Genomic DNA, 2,013 nt, shown 5'->3' on the forward strand with positions numbered 1-2,013 from the left:
GGACAGCAGTCCATTGAGACCTGCCTCTGTTTGCTTTAGAGAGTCCAAGTCAAAGGGCCCGCTCATTTGCTGCTGCAGCGCCTTCATTCGGGCAGCAGTCCCAGACTCACTGCCTACCTCAGCTAACGGCTCAAGCTGAGTTTTCGACGCATTAAGCTGCAAGAAAGCTTTGGGTCTCCCTGCAGGTGTTGTGTGCTTTTTAAGAAGCGTTTGCACCCAATCACTGATTTCGCTGCTTAGTGCAACCGGGTCTACTACCTCATCCACCTTTGTGTCGACCGAGATGACGAGCCTCAGATCGTCAACGTATCGGCAATAGTCATGGACTCGGAAACTTTTTCGTCCGGCTCGTCGGTCGGTAAAACTACCCATCGCACGGTCAAAAGTTAGAAGATAGGCGTTCGCAAAAAAACCGCTCCCCACAAGACCTTGAGGCAAACCCTTGGGCAATGTGTTATCCCTGAAAAGCCCCGACAGTTGTTCGTCTTCCGGGCGCCATTGAAACTTCAGCGCTTCGCGCGCCGTTTCCCAAAAAGGCTCATCGGACTCAAACCGCTCATCTCCCGTGTTTTTCACAAACGCCGCATACTCTTCCCGCATCTTCAAAACGAGTAAGTCAATATCTATGTTGTCAAAAAATGAGCGCAGATCGAGGCTGACGATAAATACGTTTTGCTCATCAGCCTCAACGGCCGTTGCTATGGCAATGGGTCGCTCTGCAAAACGCTGATAGTCTTGGAAGTATCGGCTGTACGTGTCGGAATTCCCCCAGGCGAACTTGGCGCTGAGGTGATCACTCGACCAGCTACAGAAGAGACGATTGCCATAGCTGTAAACCTTAGATTCTAATGCCTCCGCTGGCTCTTGCGACGTGTCCCCCTGCGCAGACTCGATGCAGTTTGCTAGACACAACATCACTGCAGTAGCGACAGTCTGTTCTCTGATACCAATATGAGCCAACGGTCGCAWAGCAGGGGCTTTACCTTCAGTCATTTCTCGCGGCCCCCAGCCTCCCTGATCWTCAGAACGGAAGCACCAAAGACCGTTTTTGGGGGCGGGTACGAGCCACGCTGGCGCTGTGCGATAGCTTCCAGAAGCGATAGAACGAGACCATTTTGACAGGTTTCGGGACAAGCATACCGCTGACGCGTCGAGCTCCAGCACATCCGCGTACCAATTATGGCGTCGTATGAAAGTGTGAGTTTTCTTCCAAGCCTGCGCTAGAACGACCTCATCCTGGAGTGCAGAGCCGCGAGGCCATAATCTGTCGTACCGTGAATCCACGAGGCTCATCAATAATCCTTTAAATTGTTTTGTGAAGCTGTGGCTCCTGACTTCGAGATTTTGCTCAAAGCCTCTCAATTACCTAGCCTGCACTGGCTTTGCGGAGCTGAATTGATTTGAGACGGTCGCAAAGGCTGACAAGGTATCCCGAGATAGGAACCGAGCCAAGCCATCACTTCTGTATGCAACCGCGCAATTCTTCTAGAGCACCTGATGACTCAAGTTCACCCGGTTGTGAGGCCGAGGGGGCATGGCATCAGGTTGTACAGAGGGGCATTGATTGGCGTTCAATTAGGACTCTGATAGCCAGGCTCGAACATGGAGCTTCCCACCCCATAGAGAGCCAAAGAATCCTTGAGCAATAGACGGTAAGCCTTGTCCGCAACTCTTTGATCTGGAGAACGATCCACAGTACACCGATGTGCACTCCACATTACCCTGCTATTCAGCTCCGTATCCCGCACCGGCAGTATTGGTGCGTGCCCTTGCGGGGAGGGCTGTCGTGAACCGAGCCTTGACAAAGCCCGCGTCTCGGCCCTTCGGGCTTCCATCCCGCACGCCGCGCGCTCCGCTTGCCATGCCCATGTATGCAGCCAGAATCCACTGTCCACCATGGTCGTCGGATTGAAAGAGTACCCTGAGCACGTGGCATTTGAACGCACAAAAACTGGATCCTCAGTTTTCTTTGAACATCCTTGATCTGGCCACGAACAGGACTACATCTTTTTC

The 2,013-nt window shown here is 52.7% G+C and carries 1 protein-coding gene; it reads right to left on the minus strand.

Annotated elements, in window-relative coordinates:
- Positions 1 to 993: RNA-directed DNA polymerase (locus AC1DRJ_RS25645; RefSeq protein WP_477804622.1), on the minus strand; the 993-nt coding region annotated here is incomplete at its 3' end.
- Positions 994 to 2,013: the final 1,020 nt, after the last annotated feature.

It is taken from the genome of Pseudomonas sp. P5_B2, assembly GCF_056400445.1.